This window comes from Pseudenhygromyxa sp. WMMC2535 (assembly GCF_011083025.2).
Window position 1 is genome coordinate 5,204,691 of sequence record NZ_JABJWV010000001.1, and the last position, 21,301, is coordinate 5,225,991.

Below are 21,301 nucleotides of genomic sequence, written 5' to 3' on the forward strand. Positions count from 1 at the left end.
AGGTGGGTCTATCTTTGCACATATGTGCATATTCTCTGGACAGCGCGATGCTTCACCCATACATCGACTGTGGTGCGAATGTCGTGGACAGTGGAGCAGCGTGCGCTGCGGGAGCGCTATGTCGATCATGCCCGCCAGCACATCGCGCCGCGGGTCGCGGACCACTTTGGGGCGGGTCGCTTCGACGTGGACGCGTGGCAGGGGCTGCGCGAGGAGGGCCTGTGGCGAATGTGCGTGCCCGCGGCGGAGGGCGGCGAGGGCCGCAGCTGGTGGGACCTGGCGGCGGCCCTCGAGGGCGTGGTGCTCGGATGTGGCGACGGCGGCCTGGCGGCGGCGATGATCGCCCAGGTCGCGTTCTTGCGCGCGACCATCGAGCTCACCGAGGGGGAGCGCCGCGAGCAGCTGCTCGACGCCGCGCTGGCGGGGGAGCGCTGCGCGGTCTCGCTGTCGGGCCTGTCCCATGATCCCCTGACGAGAAAGGTGACGGCCCGCTTTCGCGGCGGGCAGTTCGTGCTCGCCGGGCAGCTGGATCATGTGCTCGGCGCCGAGGGCCCGAGCTTCGTGCTGCTCCCGGCCCGCGATCCCGAGGCCGGGGGCGACAAGCTCAGCTTGTTCGTGGTCGATCTGCCCTGCGCGGGCCTGCGCTGCGGGCCGATGCTCGACAAGCTCGGCGCGCGCAGCTGCCCGAGCACCTGGCTCGACTTTGGCGGCGTGCGCCTGGAGACAAAGCAGCTGCTCGGCCCGCGCGGTCGGGCTCGCAGCGCGCTCGAGGACGTCGCGGCGATGACCTGGGCCTGCTCCTCGCTGGTCGCCGTCGCCCTGCTCGAGGCCGTGCTCGCGCGCGCCCTGGCAGGCGGCGCGGGCGAGCGCGGCCAGGCCCTGGGGCCCGAGCTCGTCGAGCTCACGCTCGGCCTGGAGAGCAGCCGCTACCTCGGCTACGCGGGCCTCGAGCAGCTCCTGGCGGCGGATCCACGGGCGGCCAGGAGCTGCTCGTTGGCCGCCCTGGCGAGCAGCGAGGCCCTGCTCGGGGGGTGTCGGCGGGCGCTGGCCGCCCGCGGTGAAGATGCGCTGGTCGACGCCGAGCTCTCGCGGATGTGTCGCGACGCCTGGAGCCTGGCGCTGGCCGGCGGGGGCGAGGCGAGGCGTCGCAAAGAGGTGCTGGCGCGGCTGAGCGAGGCACACTGAGGGCGCGGGGGCGCGACTCGAGGGGCCTCGGACTCACCGCGCTCCGCCAGGCCCGCGACTTTTCCATGAACGATCCAAGCGCATTGGTAACCTCAGGTCGGCGCCCATGGTGAAAGCCGACACAGCCGCGAGCACCTCTTTGACTCGGGCAGGGGAGAGGGGGGGGCACCCCTGGTGGATCTTCGCCACCTTGGTGTCCGCCCTCGCCGCTGTCTTGGCCAGGTGGCTGCGGTGGCGGGGGAGGGGCTCTAGACGGTCTGCTCGACCACGTGATCCGCTGGCGGTCTACGACAGCTTTGGCGCCCTGGACCGCCAAGGGCAGGTCCCCGCCGGGGACGATGTCCCCTACACGGCCTGTTTTGGCGACGCGCGCGTGGGGCTCAGCGCCGCGACGGTGCGCGGGCGGAGGCATCGCGCCGCGGGCGTTCGCTGTGAAGACGCGCATCGCTGCGTCGTGCTGCGAGATGGTCAGGTGCTGATCGCCGTCTCCGACGGCGTCGGCTCGTCGAGATGCGCCGACATCGGCGCGCGGCTGAGCACCATGGCGGCCATCGACTACCTCATGAATGCCTGCGAGCTGGACGTGGAGCCGCCGCTCGAGGGGGCGCTGTCGGCAGCGCGGCGCAGACTCGAAAGCTACGCGCAGGGCCGCTGCATCCTGCTCGAGGACCTGGCCTGCACCTTGTTGCTCGCCGTGTTTCGGGGCGGCCGCCTCTACACCGCGCGGATCGGCGACGGCGGGATCGTGATCGCCAGGGGCGGGGAGTGGTCCGTGGCCACGGCGCCGGCGCGGGCGAGCAGGTACGTCACCCCGCTGACCACGGCCGACTGGCGCGCGCGCTGGGACCACGGGCGCTTCGAGGAGGTCGAGGGGGTGTGTGTGTTCACGGACGGCCTCGAGCGCGCCTATCTATACGCCCGCGACGGGGAGCACGAGGTCGTCGAGCACGTCCACGCCGCAGCCGCGGACTCGGACACCCCCGAGCACGGGATGCAGGCCTTGTGTGACGAGCTCCTGGGTCCGACCTTCGAGGGCCTCAGCGACGACGACAAGACCCTGGTCGTGCTCTGGCGCAGCGCCGGGTGAGCCGGCTACTCGCCCGCCTGCTCGTCCATCTTCTGCGGCCCGAACCCGAGCAGCCTGCGCAGCGTCTCGAGCTGCTGATCAATGTCGAGGCTCGAGATGTCGGGCTGGTGCTTGGCGATCATCTTTTGCAGCTGTTTGCGCGCGCTGTGGAGGCGAGTGCGGACCGTCGCCGCCGGGACGCCGTACATCTGCCCGAGCTCATCGGCGGTCATGTCGTGCCAGTAGTAGAGCTCCATCATCTGCTTGGTCTCGACGGGGAGCTCCCGCAGGCACTTCATCGCGACCTCCTTGCGGACGAGCTCGGAGATCAGGCGCGAGATGGACAGCTGCCCGGTGTCCTCGATGGTGTGGAGCTGCGGATCGAACTCCCCGTCGCGGTACTTTTGGCGGAGGAACTCGTTGAGCACGTTACGCGCGATGCCATAGAGGAACGAGCGGAAGCTCGAGCGCCCGCTGAAGCGATGGCGGGCCGAGCACAGGCGCATGAAGGTCTCATTCGTGAGGTCGCGCCGCTCTTGATCCCCTACGGCGTTCATGAAGAAGCGCGCGATACCCTTGTGGTAGCGCTTCACGAGGCGGTCTCCGGCACGGCGCTCGCCCTCGACCCATTGTTGCAGGAGTTCGAAGTCCTCCCGATCCATCGCAGGGAGGCTAGCACGGGACAGCTGGGAGCGAGGGGAGGTGTGCACGGCTTCGCGTCGCGCGCCCGTGTCAGGGGGCGCGGCTGGGAGGAGTCTTCGCGTCGGCGCCCGCGAGCTTGGCTTCGCTCGCCCTCTCGATCTTCTCGTCCAGGTCGCGAACGAAGTTTTGAAACGGTTCCTCGGATTTCTGCGTGAGCAGCGGACCCAGGAGGGCGCGGGCCTCGGTGTAGCGACCTGCTTCGTACAGGCACGAGGCGAGGATGTAAGACGCGACGGGGACCTGCGTGGGGTCGTGCGCACTCCACAGTGAGAGCCCGGCCTCGGACAGGGAGACGCCGGCCTCGAAGGCGCCGGGGTCATCGATCTCACCCGCCTCGCTGATGCTCGCCAGCATCAGCACCTGGCCGGCGGTCGTCAGGCCTGCGGCGCGCAGGTGCAAGGGGAGCGCGTCTCGGCGCCTCAGCCAGTCGACGAACTGGCGGGCGAGCGGGCCCGAGTTGCGAGCGAGGCCCGCCTCGAGCCGGACCTGAAGCCAGCCGGTCCAGGCGCGGACGACCACGAGAGGATCTCCGTTTGCCACGGACTTCGACAACAAGCGCCCTGCCCGCGCGAGGTCTTTTTGCTCGAGGGCGATCAGCCCGCGGTTGAGGTCGACCATCGCCTGCGCGCCCTTCGTGCTCGGGTAGCTCGGCCCCATCGCGTCCGCGAGCAGATCGGTCGCGCGCTGATAGGCCTGCTCGGCCTCGCGGAGCCGACCGACCGCTTGAAAGGCCGTGCCGAGGTTGTTGTTGATGTCGATCAGGCGAGGGAGGGGCGCGTGGGGGGTGGCCTCGAGGCGCGCTCGGGCGCGCTCGAAGGCGGCGATCGCCCTGGGGTAGTCGGGCGGCTCACTGGCGATCAGCTGCAGCCCCGCCATCCGCTCGAGCTGAGCGCGGCGCAAGCTCGTGCTGTCCACGCCTGCGGATGGCAGCAGGAGGGCGTCCGCGTCCGCGAGCATGCTCGTTGCGAGCACGCTCGCAGCGCCGCTTTGCGGGATGACGTAGCCGGCTTGGTATGCGCGAACGTCGAAGGTCGTCCAGACGTCGCTGCAAGCCAGCGCGTGGTCCGTCGCGGCGCGGAGCTCCGCCCTCGCTTCATCCCAGCGCTCTCGCGTCCCGAGCACGTGGCCGAGGCGAAAGTGGGCGGCCGCGGCCGCGAACGAACGATCGCTGCCGGGCACGCAAGGGGCGGCTAGGTCGGCGCGCTCGATGGCGCGTCGTGCCTTGTCTTGCGCGCCGTCGAGGTCGCGGAGATGTTCTGCGAGCTCCGACTCGGTCAGCAGCCGGCGGACGTCGGGCTCGATCACGGGGGGCGGGAGCCGGCACAGGTCTTCGCTCACGACCAGGGGCTCGAGCACCTCCATGAGGTGCAAGGCCAGCTCCTCGTCTCCCGCGCGCAGCTGCTCGACCGTCGCGCCGATGCGCTCGAGCCAGCCGTCGAGGCATGCGGCCTTGCGGTCGACCGTGGCGCTTCGCTCGGTGCCCACGCTCGCCTCGCATATGGCGTCGGCTTCACGTGACCACGACGCCGCGGCCGCGTCGATCGTCTCGATGGCGTGGTCGGCCGCCTGCGCGGACCAGTCCACGTCCAGGGAGGTGAGCGCGCCGTGGACCTCACCGCGAAGCGCGTCGTTCCACACCGCGTCCAGCGGCTCGCTGGCGGCGTCGCAGGGCCGAGGTATGGCGAACTGGAGGATCAGCCACGCGCCGAGCGCGGTCGTGCTCGCGGTCAGCCCTCCGCGCCGAACGTACTTGGTCCGTCGCCGGCCCTTGTCGAGGGCACGGATGAGCGCGTGCATGTCCGGGAAGCGGTCTCGGGCCTCGTAGGCGAGGCCCCTGGCGAGCGCGCGATACAGCCACCACGGCATCCCGGAGGGAGGCGGGGGGAGCTCCTGGTCCGGGCCGCGGTTACTCGCAAAGGGCCGCGCTTCGTCGATCGCCTCCCAGATGGAGACGCACAGCGCGTACTGATCACAGCGCGCATCAGCTGGCTGTCGGTGCTGCTCGGGGGCCATGTACTCGGGGGTCCCGAGCCCCGTCGACTCGACCGGCGAGAGCAGCCCGTGGGGCGCTCGCGTCGCGTCCACGACCCCACCGGCGAGGCCGAAGTCGACGACCACGGGGCGGCCCTTCTTGGTGTCGAACAGGACGTTGTCGGGCTTGAAGTCGCGGTGGACCACGCCAACCTCGTGCGCCTCCGCCAGACCTCGAGCCGCGCCGATATAGGCGTCGATGATCTCCTCGCGCTTGCGGTCTCGCTGCCACGTGCGGAGCGTCGGCCCGCGGACATAGTCCAGCGCGATGAAGAGCTCGCCAGACACCGCGGTCCTGAGGTCCCGAACGCGCACGACGTTGTCGTGCTCGATCTGTGCGAGCGCGCGGGCCTCTTGCAGCAGCCGCTCTTGCAGCTTCTCGCGGCCCGCAGAGATCGCGCCGACCACCTTGAGGGCCACCGAACAGTCGAGCTCGGTGTCGTAGGCCTCGTAGACGGTCCCCATGCCTCCCCGCCCGAGCTCGGCGCGGAGCTCGAAGCGGCCGCTCTCGTCGACGCGCACGGGATCCGGCTGATCCGTCAAGCCGAGGCTCAGGCGCAGCGCCTCGAGCTCGTAGCGAAGATCGATGGACTCGTGCTCTTCGGGGGGATCGGGTGTCGGCAATGTTGGAGCGTCGCGAACTCCAAAAAGATGGTCCCCTTTCGTCGTCACGCGTCGATCCTGCCCTTCCCAGACTCCCACCCTCGCGGCCGGTCTTGCAATCCCCCAGGCCGAGCTGCGCGTGGCGCTGACATCGTTCGAGTGGTTGGGCGTGTCGGTTGCGCGTTCATCGCGAACCCTAATCATGGTTTCGTGTGGGTCCTCACCACCCCTACGCGAGATGGGGAGAGAACATATGAGTGACATCTCCCACTGAATACGCAGCGTATCGCTACAGGAGAACAAACATGTCGACCACCATCGAGCTTCTCAGTGCCACCCGTTTGACGGGGCGGATTATCCAAAACGACTCTTCCACGGACGAGTCCCTCGAGATCGCTCCGATTCGGGACACTGGCGAGATCATCACGACCCTCGATATCGAGGTGGATGCCCTGCCTGTTCGCGTCGAAATCCATGATTTCGAGCAATCCGGCACGAGCTGGACCTTCCCCGAGCAGGCGGTGTGGAGCCGCGGTGAGGGCAATTATGCGTGGACGGAGTATGACCACTACATCGAGGAGTCCTACGAGACGCTGACCTTCTCCGCGGTCTGTGAAGAAGGGGCCGCGGCGCGTGAAAAGTCCAAGCAGATCTATATCAAGATCAAGCCGATCGTCGTTGGTCCAGATCGAAGCTGAGATGAAGCGGGCGCTCATCATTGGTGGATCCAGGCATCAGCGAAAAGGGATCAAGGCCGACCTCGACCTGGTCCAGGCGCTGCTCGTGGAGCTCGGGTTTTCGCCCGAGGAGGGCATCACGCGGCGCTCGGGAGGGACCACGCGAGAGCTCATTCTCCACGAGCTGCGTGCGTTCGCAGGGCGCGTGGAGACCAATGATGTCGCGCTCGTGTATTACACGGGCCACGCTGGTATCGCGCGTTTCGACGGCGAGATCGGTGGCGAGCGTCAGCCGCTTCGCGAGTGGCGTTACCTGGTCCCCGACACCGGCCCGCACAGCGCGCGTCGTGGGCACTTCGCCGGCGTGCTCGACGTGGAGCTCGGCGAGATCCTGGGGGCGCTCGGCGAGCGCTGCCCCAACCTCACCGTGATCTTCGAGTGCTGCTATGCGGGCGGTCTGCTCGCTCTCCCGGCCAAGAACGCCGGGCGCTCCCCGGCCGAGGTGCACACCTTCTTCGTGCCCGAGGCGCTGCGGGGCGAGCAGCGCTGGTCGGGGCGGCTCACTGGCGCGCTCGAGCCGGGGCCGCGGCGGGGCGGTCCGATCGTCGTCGCCGCCGCGAGCGAGTGTCGAAGATCCCACGAGCTCGACGAGGGCCGAAACAACGGCGTGTTCACCTGGGCGCTGGTCGAGGCCATCCGCGAGACGCGAGGCGCCGCCATCTGCTGGGGGTCGCTCTTTGCCCTGGTCAGGGCGAAGGTGAGGCGCAAGCTCGCTCCGCTCAACCTCCGCCAGCGGCCCGTGCTGATCGGCCCGAGGGGCCGCCGGGTGTTTGGCACCGAGCTTCACGACACCTCCCGCGAGTTCGAGGCGCTGGTCGGGACAAGGGGCCGGGTGCGGCTCATGGCCGGCGCGCTGCATGGCCTGGCCTGCGGCGACGAGCTCGAGCTGCTGTCTTTGCGGACTGGGGAGCGAGCCGCTCGGGCGAGGATCGAGGCGGTCGAGGCGGCGCGGGCCGACCTGGCGACGGATGTGTTGGTTGACTGCGAGCCGTGGACGATCCTGCGCGCGGTGCTGAGCAGACGAGCGCGACCGACACCAGTGCGGATCACCGGCGAGGGGGCGTTCGCCACCGAGCTGCGCGCGGCCGTGCGTGCCTCGGTCTGGCTCCGTGAGTGGCGCTGTGAGGGCGGGGGCGAGGAGCTGCTCGAGCTGTGCGCACGAGACGGGCAGCCGGGGCTGCGCGGGCCGGACAAAGTCGGCCTCGCGCTCCCCGAGCGCGTCGCGGGTCAGCTCGCCCAGCTCGAGGCCCTCGCGCGCGCGCGCAGCTTCGAGCGGGCCTGCGCGGCGCTCCCGAGGCCGCCCGAGACCATGGACTTTTGGCTCCGGGCCAGCGCCGCGGGGGAGGCGGGGTCTCGCACGTTCCCCCTGGCGGCCGCGCATCTCGACGCTGGCATGCGTTGTCTCGAGTACTACACCGGGGGTATCCACGCCGTGTCGATCGTCAACGTCGGCGCGGACGGGCTCGCGCGTTTGCTCCACACCGCGTCTGGAACGACCCAGGATCTTCGCCCCGAGGAGCCAGGCGAGACCGCAGGGACGGAGCGCGGGGTGTTCTCGACCTGGCCTGCGCCCGCGCCCCACCGACCGGGGTCCGAGACCTTCTACTTCGTGGTCTCCACGGAGGACCTCGGCCTCGAGGTCTTCGCCAGCGAGCCCACTGCGGGCCTCGAGCGCGAGCCGGCGGCGGTGGATGTCGCGCTCGAGCGCATGTTCGAGCCTGTGGCGGTCTGGGCCATGCCCATGACGGTGCGCGCCGAGCCTTCTGGCTAGAGCGTGCGAGAGGACTCGAAGGGCCCTCGACCCGGACCGACGCTCTCGGACCCTCGCGGGGCTCACTCGAGCGCGCCGCGGACCTCTTCGGCCCAGCGCTCGAGGCCGTCCCAGGTGCTCTCGAGCTCCTCGGGGTTCTCGGCCAGCTCGCTCAGCGAGCGGCGCAGCAGCTCCTTGCCCCGGCGCAGGCGGTTGCGGATCGTGAACTCGCTCTGCTCGAGGACCTCGCCGACCTCGCGGGCCGAGAGCTCCTCCCAGTAGAAGAGCTCGAGGATCACCTGATGCTCGAGGGGGATCCGCCGCAGGGCCTCGACGAGCAGGCGCTGCTCCCGGGCCTTGGCGAAGGCCGTGGACAGCCCCGGCTCGAGGTCGTAGGCGCTGCTCTCCATGGGATCGAGGCGGTTGCGGCTGCGTCGGCGCAGGTGCTCGCGCAGCACGTTGTTGGCGATGCCGAACAAGAAGGTGCGGAAGCTGCTCGCCTTGCGGTAGCGCTCGCGGGCCTCCAGGCAGGCGGTGAAGGTCTGTTGGACGAGGTCTTCGAAGTCGTCGCTGACTTTGTTGCGAAAGAAGCGAGCGATGGCGGAGAAGTGGCGATCGAAGAGCTCGGCGCCAGCGTGTTGATCGCCGGCGGACCAGGCGTCGAAGAGCTCGGCGTCATTGGCCACGGGTGGATGCTATCAGGGCGGGGGCGAGGGGGCGCTGGGATGTGCCCGAAGGTTGTGCGGGCGCACCCTGGCCGGCCTGGGGGGTCGTCGTGGCCGGGAGGAGACGCGGCTTGCGAAGTGTGCGCAAATGCGCTTCTCCTTCGCGAAGATGTGTTTGGACGAGACAGGGCGAGGCCCTGCTCGGGAGTTCGCTAGCGCGAGCGCAAGAGCAGGGCGAGGTCGCAGACGTTGGTCCCCGTGGGGCCCGTGCGCAGGAGGTCGCCGAGCGTGTCGAAGAGCGCGTGGCTGTCGTGCTCGCGCAGGGCTCGCTCGGGGTCGAGGCCGGCGGCACGCGCTCGGGCGAGGGTCGAGGGCGTGATGATGGCTCCAGCGGCGTCGGTCGGCCCGTCTTCGCCGTCGGTGGCCAGGGTCAAGAGGGCGGCCTGATCGTCGTCGAGCTCGGCGAGCGGCCAGGCCGCGGCGAGGGCGAGCTCCTGATTGCGCCCGCCGAGCTGGCTGGGTCCGCCGAGCTGGCCATGCGCCAGGTCCACCGTGGTCTCGCCGCCGGTGACGAGACACGCAGGCGCGCGCACGGGCAGGTCGTCTGGCATGTCGACGAGCAGCTCGCCCAGGCGACGCCCCGCCGCGCGGGCCTGGCCGTCGAGGGCGGGGAGGAGCACGACGGCGTCGAGGCCCCGCTCGCGGGCGACTCGACACGCGGCCTCGCGGGCGTCGCCGTTGCGGGCCACGAGCACCTGGTGGACCTGCTGGGCCAGGCCGGTGTGTGGATCCACGGGGGCGCTCGCGGGCGCCGGGGCGTCTTCGATGGCGCGGCGGAGCGCCGCGGGGAGCTCCGCGAGCGCCGGCGCGAGGGTCGAGAGCAGCTCGGCGAAGGCCTGGGGCTGGTCGCCTGCGTCGGGGTAGACCGTGGGCCCCGAGCCGACCAGGGCGGGGTCGTCGCCAACGACGTCGGAGAGGATCAGCCCCACGACGGTGGCCGGCGCGAAGAGCCGGGCCAGGCCGCCGGCCTTGAGGCGATCCAGGCGGCGGCGCAGGCGGTTGATCGCGTGGATCGAGACGTCGCGGGCGAGCAGGTGCTCGACGAGGGCGGCGAGCTGCTCGCGGGGGATCAGGGGGTCGCAGAGCAGGGCCGAGGCGCCGCCGGAGATCGGGCAGAGCACGAGGTCGCGGGGGCCCACCCGGGGCGCGAGGGCGCGGAGCTGGGCGCTGGCTCGAGCGCTCGCCTGGCCGGGGATCGGGTGATCGCCGATCAGCTGCTCGACAGGCCCCAGCTCGGGGGGCGCGAGGGCAGGGTCGGCCGCGCCCGCGTGCTTGGTGATCACCACGCCCCCGGCGACGTGGGGGGCGAAGCGCTCGACCAGGGCGCCGGCCATGGCGGCCCCGGCCTTGCCCGCGCCGACGATCCAGATCCGCCCGTGCTCGGCGGGCCCGGGGGCCTGGGGATCGGCGGCGAGGTCGAAGACATACTCGCCGACCACGGCCGCCGCCGCGCCCTTGGGCTTGGGCAGCAGGTGGGTGTGGGCGTGGACGCAGGCGAGGGGGTCGACCGCCTCGAGGGCCGCCCCGGCGATCTCGGCGAGCTCGCGGCCGCGGGGGTGTCGGCGCAGGCCGGGGCTGCGGGCGAGCAGGGTCTCGCGCCAGGGCTGTCGGTCGGGGGCTCGGCTGTCCATGGTGGGCCTCTCGGGGGCTCGCGGTGAACGATGATAGCAGGGCCAGCTGCGCGGGCTGGGGCGACAACCGCCAGCGCCAGGTGAGCCCCGAGGGGCTGCTGTCATCCGACGCGGCGATACCCGTGGCGCCCTCACGGCTGACATGGTCGCGCGATTGAGCCATCTCGCCGCCGTGGCGAGAGGTTTTGCTCGTCGTGCCTGGCCCGGTGTATTTCCGGAAGTGAGGCTCACTGTCGCTGCATTGACGTGCTGGGGGCATCTCGCGGCGCGCCGCCGCGGACCCGACTCGAGCGCGCCGATGGGCCCGGTGCGAGCGTGATCTGGCGAGGACTGCGGGGGCGTCTCGGCCGCCCGCAGGAGCTCGTCTATGCTGGGCGCGATGTCGACCATGAGCAGGAGGGTCTCCCCGAGTCATCGCCGCGCCTGGCTGCTCGCGTGCGCGTTGATGGTCCTGGCTTGCGGGCGAGAGGACGCCCCCGCCGAGGTCGGGGCGCAAGGGGCGGGCGCGGAGGTGGCCGCCCCTTCGAAGGCGCCCGCGCCGGAGGAGTTGGCCACGCCCAAAGCGGACGCCGCACCCGAAGAGGCCGCCGCCTCGGGGGAGGCGCCCGAGGACGAGGACGAGGGGACGCCCGGGGTGGAGACGCCAGAGGAGCCGCCGCCCGAGCCGCTGCGCTTTTGGGTCGCCAACGAGGGCCTGCGCGCCTACGACCTCGACGGCAAGCGCGTCGCCAGCGTGAGCAAGTGGGGCGAGCACGCCCGCCGCCTGGCCGACGGACGCGTGGTCGTGTTTGGGCCCAAGAAGGCCGGCAACCAGCTGGTGGTGCTCAGCGCCCAGGGAAAGGTGCAGCGCCGCGTCGCGCTCCCCGTGGGCTTCGACGCGAGCTGTGCCGCGATCTCGACGATGCCCACGGGCGATGACGTGGAGGATGGGGAGGTCGTCGAGGACTGGGTCGAGCCCGTGAGCGTCCAGGAGCGGGGCGGCTTCGCCCTCGACGCGACCGGTACCTACGCCTGCCTCGAGCTCCTCGATCGCAACATCAACATGGCCGACGTCGGCCTGAAGGTCGCCGTGGAGCTCGGCTCCGGCGGCGTCCAGACGCGGATTGAACTCGACATGGAGGAGACCTGCGAGGGCAAGGGAGACGCGCTGCCGGGCGCCTGCGAGAAGGTCGAGCTGGGCGCGCCATGGATCGAGGGCACGCCCGCGCCCGCGCCTGCGTCCAGCGGGGCGCAGACCTGGGACTTTGCCCTGGACGATGACGACCACTGGCTGCTCGAGGGGGGCGAGCGTGTGCGGCGACTGTGCGACGAGGAGGACTCGAGCTGCGCCGTGCTCGAGAGCGCCTCGCCCAGCGGGCGCTGGCTGCTGCTGACCGGCCGCGAGTCCGAGGGCGACTACATCCACCTCGATCTCCTGCTCTTGGATCTGTCCTCGGGCCAGCTGTGGGAGCTGCGCGAGGGCAAGCGGGGGCGCAAGCGCTTCGTGAAGGTCTCCGTCGCCGAGGCCCTCGGCGAGAGCGCCGAGATCGTGGTCTCGATGGTCGGCGAGAGCGACGTGGCCTGGCTGCCCAGGGACCGGCTGTGGATCGACGGGCTGCTGGTGATCCCCGACGAGAAGAAAGTCGTGTGGATCGGCGGCAGCCGGGTGTTCACGCAGTAGCGCGCCTGCTTTTTTGGGCGCTCAGCGGCGACGCAGGCGGCCGAGGATCTTGGCGGGCAGGCGCCACAGTAGATCCGCGCCGGGGTACTTGGTCGCGCGCAGCACCGCGACGTAGGCGAAGAAGCCCGAGGGCACGACCACGGCCAGGCCCGCGACGCGCACGAACCACCCGAGCCTGGCCAGCTCGAGGGCGGAGATCAGCGTCTCGACGCCGAACCATGCCCCCCAGACCAGGGCCCCGAGCAGGGCGTTGGCGAGGACCATGGCGCCGAGCTGGCTGGGCCCGACCCCCGGGAGCGGGCCGACGACCCGACGAAAGCTCAGGCGCAGCACGATCACGTTGGCCAGCGCGCCCAGGGCCGTGCCCAGGGCCAGGCCGGGGGCGCCGAGCTGGCGGTAGGTCAGGGCGTTGAACACGATGTTGACGGCGACCGCCGAGAACGAGGCCGCGAGCGGGACGCGCGGCTTGTCGAGGCCGTAGAACACCGGGGCGAGGATCTTGACGAGGCCGTAGGGCAGCAGGCCGAGCACGTAGGCCTGGAGCACGACGGCGGTGGCCGTGGCCTCGGTCGCGGAGAACGAGAAGTAGAGCACCCGGACCACGGGCTCGGCGAGGGCGAGCAGGCCGACGGTGCTCGCGGTCATCAGCATCCACACCGCGCTGACCCCCTCGCCCGCGCTGGCCGCGAGCGCGCCGAAGTCTCGCTTGGCCGCGTCCTCGCTGACCCGCGTGGTCGTGACCGTGGCCAGGGCCACGGAGAACACGCCGATCGGCAGGTAGAAGATGCGAAAGGAGTAGCTGAGCTGGGCGATGGGGCCGTCGCCCAGCGAGGCGGCGAAGCGGGTGTTGACGAAGATGTTGATCTGCACGGCCGCGAGGCCGATGACGGCCGGGGCCATGAGCCGGAGGATCCGGCGGATCCCCGGGTGCGAGCCCAGGCCGCGCAGGCGGGGGATCGGCCGGTAGCCCAGGCGCCACAGCGCAGGCAGCTGGACGCAGGCTTGGACCAGCCCCGCGCCCAGGGTGCCCGCGCTCCACACGATGATCCCCGTGGTGTCGGCGGGCTCGATGAAGATCAGCGCCGCGCCGACGACGATGCTGGTCACGTTGAACATCGCCGGCGCCCACGCGGGCGCGCTGTAGTGCTTTTGGGCGTTGAGCATGCCCATCCACACGGCGCTGGCGCTGATCACCGTGAGCAGGGGCATCATGATCCGCGTCAGCAAGGTCGCGAGCTCGAGCTTGGCCGCGGCCTCGTCGGGGCTGAGCGTGCCGCCTTCGAAGTCGTTGGCGATCAGCCCGACCACCTCCTCGGCGAACACGATCCCGAGCACGCTGAGCAGGCCCGTGACCAGCAAGATGCCGGCGAAGGTCAGGTTGCCCAGGCGGTAGGCGGCCTCGCGGTCGGGCTCGGGGGTCGCGCTCTCGCTCTCGCTGTCTTCTTCCGACTTGGGCTTGGGCTTCCCGACCAGCTCGGCGAGGAAGGTGGGCACGAAGGCGCTGCTCAGCGCGCCCTCGGCGAAGAGGTCGCGCAGCAGGTTGGGGATGCGGAAGGCGACCTGGTAGGCGTCGGCGATGGCCCCGACGCCGAAGAGGTGAGCAAAGAGCACCTCACGGGCGAGGCCGAGCACGCGGGAGGCCGCGACGGCGATGGACAGCTTCCCGGAGGTGCGCAGAGTCTCGGCCACCGTGGACGAGTCTGCGCAGGAATGGGCGCGGGGCGAAATATCCCGGAAAATTGTCGGGGCGGCGGGGCTTGGGGTAGGGGGGAGCTGGGGGAGTGGGTCTACTCAGCCGAAAATAGGCATGACTGCACCGCGGAGCGCTCGAAGTGCGTCTTCACCAGGCCGCTGGTTCGGAGCTGCGTGTCGCCGTCCCACGCGGCGACGTCGCTTTGGGCGTAATCGTAGCCTTCGGGGGGCGAGCGCTCGCTTTGCCAGCGCGTCTCCCCCGAGTCGAGGTCCGAGCAGGTCAGCCAGGCGTGGCTTTGACCGTCGATGACCGCGTAGCCCACGGAGAGGACGCTGCCCTGGTGCAACGAGGCGAGGTTCCGAAGACTCGCGACGCCGCTCACCGTGTCGGGCCCGGCGCTCTCCCACTCCCAGCCTTGCGCTGGGTGGACGTGGGCCATCCAGGCGTCGTGCGTCCAGGGTAGCGCGCCCGCTTCGTACTGCGTCCCGCCGACGATCCATCCTTCGGCGCCGTCGCTGATGATCGCCTCCGCGTGGCGAGCCACGCCCTGCTCGTCTGCGCCGAGGGTGCTGCGAGCGAGCTCATGGCCGCCGAGGTCGAAGGCGATCACCAGGACTCGAGAAGGGGGGAGGACGCCGACGTCCTCGATGAACTCGGGGCCCGTGGCGATGGTCGCGGCGAGGGCGACCCCAGCCTCGCTGCGCGCGAGGGTGCGGGCCTCGTCATGAAAGCCCGCGCCGTCTTCGATCAGGACCGTGGTCAGGACCTGCCCATCGAGCGCGAGGCGTCCAAGCCACAGGTCGCTCGCCCGCGTGCCGGCGAGCCACAGCGCCCCGGGGGTAGCGACCATGTCGAGCGCGTCGCCGGGTCCCTCGGGATCGTCGCTGAGCGCCTCGAGGTCGAGGCGGGCCGCGACCGTGCCCTGAGTGTCGAATTGGAGGACTTGCTGGGTCTCGCCCTCACGGAGGAGCGCCCAGGCGCCCGCGCTGGCGTCCGTGCCGAGGGTGTCGAGCGCGAGCAGCTCGCTGGTCGTGTCGTCGTCGAGCGCGGGCTCCTCGAGCCACAGCGCCTCGCCCGAGGCGTCGAAGCGCCCGAGCCAGGCCCGTAGGCCGTCGTCGGTGGGCGAGTAGGCGCCGCCCGCGATGAAGGAGCCGTCCGCGAGCAGGAGTAAGCCCGCCGCTCGCTCGTCGCCCACCCCCACGCCTTCGAGGAGCGTGACGCACCCCAGGGGAGTGCTCGAAAGTTGGCAGATGCTGGTGCACGCGTCTCCGCCCTCGAGGTCGCCGTTTCCACAGGTTGGCTCGTCGCCATCCGTGGCGACGGAGACGACATCGTCGTTGCAGGCGGATAAAAATAGTAGAATGACGATGCTGTAATATCTGCTCACGACAGCATGATATCAAAGCATCGATAGTGGGTTGTGATGTCGTTTTGAGCGAGGCAGGCGCCGCTCGCTCAGCGCGGGGCTGGTGGCCAGCTCGACGGCCAGAGCACCTCGATCAAGGTCAACCCCCGCGCCGGCGCCGTGGTCCCGGCCCGGCTGCGATCCCCAGCCTTCAGCACCTCGTCGATGCGCTCGGCGCCAAATTGCCCGCGGCCCACGGCGACGAGGGTGCCCACCATGATCCGGACCATGTTCTTGAGGAAGGCGTCGCCGCGCACGTCGAACTCGATCACCGCGGGGTCGTCGATGCGCCCGGCCTGCATGGCGAGCGGGTCGACCTCGGCGAGCGTGCGGGCGCGCAGCTGGACGTCGCGGATCCGCCGGGTGGTGGTCCTGGCCTGGCAGTCGGCGGCGCGAAAGCCCGCGAAGTCGTGCTCGCCCACGAAGTGGCTGGCGGCGGCGAGCATGGGCTCGAGGGCGATCGGTCGGGGCAGGTGCCACTCGAAGCGCTCGCTGAGCGGGTCGCGCAGCGAGGTGCAGCGCAGGCGGTAGCGGTAGAGCTTGCCTCGGTTGTGAAAGCGCGGGTTGAGGGGCTCGCCCTCGACGTCCTCGGCCAGCCACGCGGCGCTGGCGATCAGGTCCGCGGGCAGCTGGGCGGCGAGGCCCAGGAGCAGGCCGCGGGGCGGGATCTCGAAGGGGGGATCGAAGGCCACGAGCTGGCCGCGGGCGTGGACGCCGGCGTCGGTCCGGCTGGCGCCGCGGGTCAGCAGCGGGCGCTTGTAGATGCGCGAGAGGGCGTCCTCGAGCTCGCCCTGGACCGTGCGCAGGCGCCCGCCCCGGCCGTCTTGACGGGCGAAGCCGTGGAAGTCGGTGCCGTCGTAGGCGAGGCGCAGGAGCATGGCCATGGCCGGCCCTTCATAGCACGCGGGCGAGCCAGCGGCCGGTGATGCTCTCGGGGCAGGCGGCGATGTCCTCGGGGCGCCCCGCGGCGACGATCTGGCCGCCGCCCTCGCCCCCCTCGGGGCCGAGGTCCACCACCCAGTCGGCGCACTTGATGACCTCGAGATCGTGCTCGATGACGACGACGGTGTTGCCCTCGTCGACGAGGCGCTCGAGCACCTCGAGGAGCTTGCGGACGTCGTCGAAGTGCAGGCCGGAGGTCGGCTCGTCGAGCACGAACAAGGTGTTGCCGGTGCTGCGCCGGGACAGCTCCTTGGCCAGCTTGATGCGCTGGGCCTCGCCCCCGGACAAGGTGGTGGCGCTCTGGCCCAAGGTCATGTAGCCGAGGCCGACGTCGCGCAGCAGCTCGAGCTTGTGGCGCAAGCTCGGCTGGTTGACGAAGAACTCGCAGGCCTCGGCGATCGGCATGTCGAGGACCTCGGCGATGTTCTTGCCACGAAAGGTGATCGTCAGGGTCTCCCGCTCGTAGCGCTTGCCCTCGCAGACCCGGCAGGTGACCCACATGTCGGGCAAGAAGTGCATCTCGACGCGGATCTGGCCCTCGCCCTGGCAGTGCTCGCAGCGCCCGCCCTTTTTGTTGAAGGAGAAGCGCGCGGCCCCGAAGCCGCGGACCTTGGCCTCGGGGGTCTGGGCGTAGAGGTTGCGCAGCTCGGTGAAGATGCCGGTGTAGGTCGCGGGGTTCGAGCGGGGCGAGCGGCCGATCGGCGACTGGTCGACGGCGATCACCCGGTCGCAGCGATCGAGGCCGCGGATCGCCCGGTGCTCGAGGCCCCAGCTGTGGGCGCGGTTGAGCCGGCGCGCGGCCTCGGGCAGCAAGGTGTCGACGATCAGGCTGGACTTGCCCGAGCCGCTGACCCCGGTGACGCAGGTGAGGTGGCCCAGGGGCAGGCGCAGGTCGACGCCGCGCAGGTTGTGGCCGCGGGCGCCGAGGACCTCGATCCACGCGTCGGGGGCCCGGCGCTGGGTGGGTCGCTCGACGCGGCGGCGGCCCGAGAGGTAGGCGGCGGTCAGCGAGCGGCGATCCTCGAGCAGATCGGGGACGCTGCCCGCGAACACCAGCTTGCCGCCGAGGCTGCCCGCGCCGGGGCCGACGTCCACGACCCAGTCGGCGGCGCGGATCGTGTCGGCGTCGTGCTCGACCACGATCACCGTGTTGCCGATGGCCTGGAGCCGGCGGAGCATGGCGATCAGCCGGGCGTTGTCGCGCTGGTGCAGGCCGGTGCTCGGCTCGTCGAGGACGTAGGTGACGCCGACCAGGGCCGAGCCGATCTGCGTGGCCAGGCGGATGCGCTGGGCCTCGCCCCCGGACAGGGTCATGGTCGCGCGGTCGAGGGTCAGGTAGCCGAGGCCGAGCTCGATCATCGCCGACAGCCGGGCGATGGCCTGGGCGAGGATGGCCTCGGCGACCTCGCCCCGCTCGACGTCGAGGCTGCGGCGATCGAGGCCGGCCAGGAACCCGTGCAGCGCGGCGATCGGCGTGGTCGCGAGCTCGTGGATGTTGCGACCTTGGATCTTGATGTGGCGGGCCTCGATGCGCAGGCGCTGGCCGTCGCAGGCCGAGCAGCGCACCCGGTTCATGTAGGGCTCGAGCTCGGCGAGGGCGTTGGCCTCGCTCGTGTTGGCCTCGCCCTCGCTGCGCGCCTCGGCCTCGCGCAGGCGCTGCTCGAGCAGGGGGACGACGCCGGGGAAGGGCTGGCCGTCGCTGGCGTCGGGCTTGCGCCGCGGTCGCCCGGTCTTCTTGGCGGCCGCCTTCTTGCCGCCCCTGCCCTTGGCCGCGCCGGCGGGCAGCGGGGGGATGGGCTCGTCGCCGCTGCCCTGGAGCACGGTCATGCGGTGGAGCTCGTCGAGGCTCTCCCAGGGCGCGTAGAGGTCGAAGTCGTAGTGGGCGGCGAGGGCGGCGAGCTGCTCGTCGAGGCCGGCCAGGGCCCCGCGGGCGCGGCGGTCCCCGAGCGCCGCGATCGCGCCCTCCTTGAGGGAGAGGCTCGGGTTTGGGATCAGCCGGCTGGGGTCGAAGACCTTGCGGTGCCCGAGGCCGCCGCAGCGCGGGCAGGCGCCTTCGGGCGAGTTGAAGGAGAACAGCCCCGGGGTGATCTCGGGGTAGCTGATGTCGTGCTCGAAGTCGGTGAAGTGCTCCGAGAGCTCGAGCGGCTCACCGGTGAGCGGGAGGATCGTGACCTTGCCGCCGGCGAGGCGCAGGGCGATCTCGATCGAGTCGCTCAGTCGCGCGCGGATCCCCGGCTTGCGGACCAGGCGATCGACGAACACCTCGATGGTGTGGCGGACCTGGGGGTCGAGCTCGATGTCCTCGTCGAGGTCGCGCAGCTGCTCGTCGATGGCCACGCGCACGAAGCCCTGGCGGCGAAGATCCTCGAGCAGCTCGCGGTGATCCCCAGGCTGTCCGCGGACGACCGGAGCGACCACGGAGAACTTGCAGCGCTCGGGCAGGGCCTCGACGGCGTCGACCATCTCCTCGACGCTCTGGCGGCGCATGGGCTGGCCGCTGACGTGGCTGTAGACCTCGCCGATGCGCGCGAAGAGCAGGCGCAGGAAGTCGTAGACCTCGGTGGCCGTGCCCACGGTCGAGCGTGGGTTGCGGCCGCGGTTTTCTTGCTGGAGGGCGATCGTCGGGCTCAGGCCCTCGATCAGATCGGCGTCGGGCTTGGGCAGCTGGGCCAGGAATTGCCGGGCCGAGGCCGAGAGGCTCTCGACGTAGCGGCGCTGGCCCTCGGCGAAGATCGTGTCGAAGGCGAGGCTGCTCTTGCCCGAGCCCGACGGCCCGGTGATCACCACCAGGGCGTCGCGGGGCAGGTCGAGGTCGAGGTTGCGCAGGTTGTGGGTCCGCGCGCCGCGGATGCGGATCGCCCGGGGCGCGAGGGCCCGCTCGTCTTCGGGGGCGCTCACGGGCGGCTAGCTCCGGGGCGTGGGCGCGGCGGACATGCGCGAGCGCAGCATGGCGCGGGCCATGTCGACGGCCGCCTGCATGCTGGTCGGGTGGGCCACGCCGCGGCCGGCGATGTCCTTGGCGGTGCCGTGGTCGGGAGACGTCCGCACGAAGGGCAGGCCCAAGGTCACGTTCACGCCGTCGTGGAAGTGGGCGAGCTTGAAGGGGCCCAGGCCCTGGTCGTGATACATGGCCACGAGGCCGTCGAGGGAGCCGGATTGGTGGTGGTGAAAGGCGGTGTCGGCCGAGAGCGGGCCGTGGAAGCGCGGGCGCTGGTCGCTCGGGTAGATCTCCGTGGCCCAGTGCTGGAGCGCGGCCACGGCCGGCTCGATCACGCGCTGCTCCTCGCTGCCCAGCAGCCCGCCCTCGCCGGCGTGGGGGTTGAGGCCGAGGATGCCCACGCGCGGGGCCGCGATGGCGAAGTCTTCGGCCAGGGTTCGGGCCAGGAGGCGTCCGGCCCGAACCACGGACGAGGTGTCCAGTAGCTCGGCCACGCGGCGCAGAGGGACATGGATGGTCGCCAGGACCACGCGGATCTGCGGTCCGGCCATGAGCATGGCGAAGTCTTCGACGCCCGCGCGCTCGGCCAGGTACTCGGTGTGGCCGGGGTGGCGCAGGCCCTCCGCGCTGGCCACGGCCTTGTCGATGGGGGCGGTGACCAGGGCGGGGCCGGGGTTCGCTGCGGTCGCGGCTGCGCTCGGCGCGTGTTCGAGCACGAGATCGACGCCGCGCTCGAGGGCGAGGAATTGGCCGAGGGGCGCTCCAGGGGCTTCGCGCGCCTGAATGACGGGGTCGAGGAGCGGCTCGATGGCCGCGAGGCCGGCGTGGGCCCAGGGGAGATCGAGGGTCTCGGCCACCATGCGCAGGGTGCGGCGCCCGGCGACGACGCGGTCCTCGGGGCGCAGCTGCCCGTCGGCGGCGAGGCGCAGCAGGAGCTCTGGGCCCACGCCTGCGGGATCTCCTTGGGTGATGACGAGCATGGACACGGCAGGAGGCGGCCGCGATGGCGGTGACCGCCGCACGAGTCTAACATCGGAGGCCATGGCGCCCACGTCTGCGAGCTCTGGCCCGATCTGCGCTGTGCCTCGGCGCCGCGCGCTGACGACTTGGCTGGGGCTCGCGTTGGCCGCCGTGATCCCCCTCTCCGCTGGGGCCTCCGCCCCCAAGCCCAACGGCCCCGGGTCCAAGCGGGATCAGACCCAGATCACCCGCCAGGCCACGGCAGAGGCCCGGGAGCGCGCGTCGATGCGCCGCGCGGGCGAGCAGTCTGGCGAGCCCATCGCCCGGCGTCAGAGTGACGCGAGCCGGCTGCCGCGCATGCGCAGCCCCACGGTGCAGGTCGCTGGAGGCGATCAGGACGCGGCCGTGGTCGGCTGGTCGGCCGCCCTCGACGAGCCGGCGTTCAACGATCGCCGGCGTCGGCTGCCGCAGACGCCGGTGCCTGCGCCTTACGCGGACAAGGTTCGCGTGGGCGAGCGCTTCGTCTTCGATGTGTTCTTCGCTGGAAACCCGGCTGGCCTCGCCGAGGCCGGTGTCGTCGAGTACGTGGCGGATCCCCGGGGAGAGGCCCCGCAGGGCAGCGGGCTGCTGACCATCGAGGGGCGCGCGGTGACCTCGGGCGTGGTCTCGCTGCTGACCTCCATGGAGGACCGGATGACCACGCAGATCGACGCTGGGACCGGGGCGGTGGTCTCCAACGTCAACGTCATCGATCGCAGCGGCCTGGGCACGAGCAAGTACAAGCGGCGGATCACCGAGACCGAATTCGAGGGCCGAGGCGCGATCCGCATCACCGACGCCAAGGACGAGAAAACCACCAAGGTCACCTTCCAGGTCCCCCGAGACACCTTCGACCCGCTCTCGGCCATGGCCTGGGTCCGCTCCTTGGACCTCGACGAGGGCGACCGGATCCAGGCCCACGTCCTCGACGGCAAGGTCCTGCTCAAGGTCGAGGTCGTCGGTCGTGGCCAGGGCAAGCTCGATCCCATGCCCAGCGTGGCCCAGGGGTTGGGGGTCGAGCAGGAGGACGTCCGCCTGCTCGAGGGCACGCTCTCGCGGGTCGATCGTTGGGGCGTGGTCCGCGAGGACAAGCGGAAGTACAGCTTTCGGGCTTATGTGACCAAAGACGAGCGCCGCCTGCTGCTGGCCATCGAGACGGACATGTGGCTGGGCGTGCTGCGGTTGGTGCTCAACCGCTACGATCCGCCAAATCAGCCGCGCTGACGGCTGGCCG

At 71.2% G+C, this 21,301-nt stretch carries 15 protein-coding genes; 6 read left to right on the top strand and 9 right to left on the bottom strand.

Features of this window, described 5'->3' with window-relative positions; translation table 11 throughout:
- Positions 1 to 78 precede the first annotated feature (78 nt).
- Both G6O69_RS20440 and G6O69_RS20445 read left to right on the top strand, forming a co-directional pair.
- Positions 79 to 1,185 carry an acyl-CoA dehydrogenase family protein gene (locus tag G6O69_RS20440; protein WP_172305195.1) on the top strand — a complete coding sequence of 369 codons (1,107 nt, stop codon included), beginning with the start codon at positions 79 to 81 and terminating at the stop codon, positions 1,183 to 1,185.
- A 193-nt stretch (positions 1,186 to 1,378) separates the two neighbouring features.
- Complete coding sequence (locus G6O69_RS20445) at positions 1,379 to 2,272, top strand: PP2C family serine/threonine-protein phosphatase (protein WP_217909876.1); 894 nt, start codon at positions 1,379 to 1,381, stop codon at positions 2,270 to 2,272.
- Positions 2,273 to 2,277: 5 nt separating this feature from the next.
- Here G6O69_RS20445 and G6O69_RS20450 read toward each other — a convergent pair whose 3' ends face one another.
- Positions 2,278 to 2,913 carry a sigma-70 family RNA polymerase sigma factor gene (locus G6O69_RS20450; RefSeq protein WP_172305197.1) on the bottom strand — a complete coding sequence of 212 codons (636 nt, stop codon included), beginning with the start codon at positions 2,911 to 2,913 and terminating at the stop codon, positions 2,278 to 2,280.
- Between the two features lie 70 nt (positions 2,914 to 2,983).
- Positions 2,984 to 5,608 (bottom strand): serine/threonine-protein kinase, encoded by a 2,625-nt coding sequence (locus G6O69_RS20455; RefSeq protein WP_172305198.1) that lies wholly within the window; start codon positions 5,606 to 5,608, stop codon positions 2,984 to 2,986.
- Positions 5,609 to 5,928: 320 nt separating this feature from the next.
- Here G6O69_RS20455 and G6O69_RS20460 point away from each other — a divergent pair, with 320 nt between their 5' ends.
- Positions 5,929 to 6,285 (top strand): hypothetical protein, encoded by a 357-nt coding sequence (locus G6O69_RS20460; RefSeq protein WP_176396983.1) that lies wholly within the window; start codon positions 5,929 to 5,931, stop codon positions 6,283 to 6,285.
- Between the two features lies 1 nt (position 6,286).
- Positions 6,287 to 8,095, top strand: coding sequence for a caspase family protein (locus G6O69_RS20465; protein WP_172305200.1), 1,809 nt, complete (start codon positions 6,287 to 6,289; stop codon positions 8,093 to 8,095).
- Positions 8,096 to 8,157: 62 nt separating this feature from the next.
- Here G6O69_RS20465 and G6O69_RS20470 read toward each other — a convergent pair whose 3' ends face one another.
- Both G6O69_RS20470 and G6O69_RS20475 read right to left on the bottom strand, forming a co-directional pair.
- The gene (locus G6O69_RS20470) at positions 8,158 to 8,760 is read right to left on the bottom strand and encodes a sigma-70 family RNA polymerase sigma factor (protein ID WP_172305201.1); all 603 of its coding nucleotides are present in this window, start codon (positions 8,758 to 8,760) and stop codon (positions 8,158 to 8,160) included.
- A 191-nt stretch (positions 8,761 to 8,951) separates the two neighbouring features.
- Positions 8,952 to 10,430 (bottom strand): DUF4147 domain-containing protein, encoded by a 1,479-nt coding sequence (locus G6O69_RS20475; protein ID WP_172305202.1) that lies wholly within the window; start codon positions 10,428 to 10,430, stop codon positions 8,952 to 8,954.
- A gap of 379 nt (positions 10,431 to 10,809) precedes the next feature.
- Between G6O69_RS20475 and G6O69_RS20480 the strand changes: the two genes are divergently transcribed.
- Positions 10,810 to 12,090 (top strand): hypothetical protein, encoded by a 1,281-nt coding sequence (locus G6O69_RS20480; RefSeq protein ID WP_176396984.1) that lies wholly within the window; start codon positions 10,810 to 10,812, stop codon positions 12,088 to 12,090.
- A 21-nt stretch (positions 12,091 to 12,111) separates the two neighbouring features.
- Here the strand turns inward: G6O69_RS20480 and murJ are convergent, their stop codons facing one another.
- The 5 genes from murJ to pdxA form a co-directional block, all read right to left on the bottom strand.
- Positions 12,112 to 13,779: a murein biosynthesis integral membrane protein MurJ gene (gene murJ / locus G6O69_RS20485; protein WP_172305204.1), complete on the bottom strand. Its 1,668-nt coding sequence runs from the start codon at positions 13,777 to 13,779 to the stop codon at positions 12,112 to 12,114.
- A 98-nt stretch (positions 13,780 to 13,877) separates the two neighbouring features.
- On the bottom strand, positions 13,878 to 15,170 hold the full coding sequence (locus G6O69_RS20490; RefSeq protein ID WP_172305205.1) for a hypothetical protein: 1,293 nt from the start codon (positions 15,168 to 15,170) through the stop codon (positions 13,878 to 13,880).
- 68 nt (positions 15,171 to 15,238) lie between these two features.
- Positions 15,239 to 16,072 (bottom strand): tRNA pseudouridine(38-40) synthase TruA, encoded by an 834-nt coding sequence (gene truA / locus G6O69_RS20495; protein ID WP_172305206.1) that lies wholly within the window; start codon positions 16,070 to 16,072, stop codon positions 15,239 to 15,241.
- A gap of 10 nt (positions 16,073 to 16,082) precedes the next feature.
- Positions 16,083 to 19,028, bottom strand: a complete 2,946-nt coding sequence (gene uvrA / locus G6O69_RS20500; RefSeq protein ID WP_172305207.1) for an excinuclease ABC subunit UvrA — start codon at positions 19,026 to 19,028, stop codon at positions 16,083 to 16,085.
- 6 nt (positions 19,029 to 19,034) lie between these two features.
- Entirely contained in the window at positions 19,035 to 20,048 is a 1,014-nt protein-coding gene (gene pdxA / locus G6O69_RS20505; RefSeq protein WP_172308284.1) for a 4-hydroxythreonine-4-phosphate dehydrogenase PdxA, read from the bottom strand.
- Between pdxA and G6O69_RS20510 the strand changes: the two genes are divergently transcribed.
- Positions 20,047 to 21,291, top strand: a complete 1,245-nt coding sequence (locus G6O69_RS20510; RefSeq protein ID WP_176396985.1) for a DUF3108 domain-containing protein — start codon at positions 20,047 to 20,049, stop codon at positions 21,289 to 21,291. The genes pdxA and G6O69_RS20510 overlap by 2 nt on opposite strands.
- Positions 21,292 to 21,301: the final 10 nt, after the last annotated feature.

Coding starts and splice junctions, on each gene's coding strand:
- G6O69_RS20440 (WP_172305195.1), top strand. CDS start 79: ATGTCGTGGACAGTGGAGCAGCGTGCGCTGCGGGAGCGCTATGTCGAT.
- G6O69_RS20450 (WP_172305197.1), bottom strand. CDS start 2,913: ATGGATCGGGAGGACTTCGAACTCCTGCAACAATGGGTCGAGGGCGAG.
- G6O69_RS20465 (WP_172305200.1), top strand. CDS start 6,287: ATGAAGCGGGCGCTCATCATTGGTGGATCCAGGCATCAGCGAAAAGGG.
- G6O69_RS20475 (WP_172305202.1), bottom strand. CDS start 10,430: ATGGACAGCCGAGCCCCCGACCGACAGCCCTGGCGCGAGACCCTGCTC.
- G6O69_RS20480 (WP_176396984.1), top strand. CDS start 10,810: ATGTCGACCATGAGCAGGAGGGTCTCCCCGAGTCATCGCCGCGCCTGG.
- truA (WP_172305206.1), bottom strand. CDS start 16,072: ATGGCCATGCTCCTGCGCCTCGCCTACGACGGCACCGACTTCCACGGC.
- G6O69_RS20510 (WP_176396985.1), top strand. CDS start 20,047: ATGGACACGGCAGGAGGCGGCCGCGATGGCGGTGACCGCCGCACGAGT.
- pdxA (WP_172308284.1), bottom strand. CDS start 20,048: ATGCTCGTCATCACCCAAGGAGATCCCGCAGGCGTGGGCCCAGAGCTC.